Source organism: Neisseria sp. P0021.S007, assembly GCF_051956855.1.
Genome location: NZ_JBQCXA010000524.1, coordinates 1 through 696 on the forward strand (window position 1 = coordinate 1; position 696 = coordinate 696).

Annotated in this window: 1 protein-coding gene; it reads right to left on the reverse strand. The window is 55.6% G+C overall.

The window, feature by feature from the left end; all coding sequences use genetic code 11:
- Nucleotides 1-696, reverse strand: a 696-nt coding sequence (locus tag ACTHUR_RS14390) for a DUF2339 domain-containing protein (RefSeq protein ID WP_440399245.1), incomplete at both ends; no start/stop codon positions are given.

Below are 696 nucleotides of genomic sequence, written 5' to 3' on the forward strand. Positions count from 1 at the left end.
GCTTTAAACCAAGCAATCGCCGCTACGCCGGCATTGAGCAGGGAAAGGTAGGAGAACAGCACCAAATAATTGCCGCTGCCGTCCGATACCAGGATGGGCGCCGCCAGACCGCCGACCAAGGCAACCTGCGCCATAATCTGCGCGTTTTGCCTGATTGCCAGCAACGCCATTAATACGACCATCGCCACCATCAGCACGAACACGACCGGTGCGGGCAGCAGCGGATGCAGTTTCAACGCCGCCAAAGAGGTCAGATACATCACCGCCACGCCGAAGCCCTGCAATACCAAGCCGTATTCGCGCTTGCGGCTTTGCAGCTTCCAGCCGCCGATAACCGCCGCCAGACCCGCGCCTGCAACGGTCAGGTAACGCATTTCCACCGGTACATAAATCCGCTCGGAGGCATAGCGCAAGAGGAACGCCAAGCCGAGGAACAGCACCACGATACCGGTTTTCAGCAGCGGATTGCCGCGCAGGAACCAAGCAACAATCGGATTTTCGGAGAATTTGAAATCGAAACCTTCTTCCTTATGGATAACGGTTTCACGAGATTCTGCGTCTGCGGTTTCAGATATAGGTTCAGACGACATTGGAACTTCATTTTCAGACGACGTCAGCAGGACAGGCGCGTCTTGTTTGCGTTCGTCCTCTTGAATAGCGGAAACTTCGATAGGCGTTTCGACGCTGTCTGCGTAC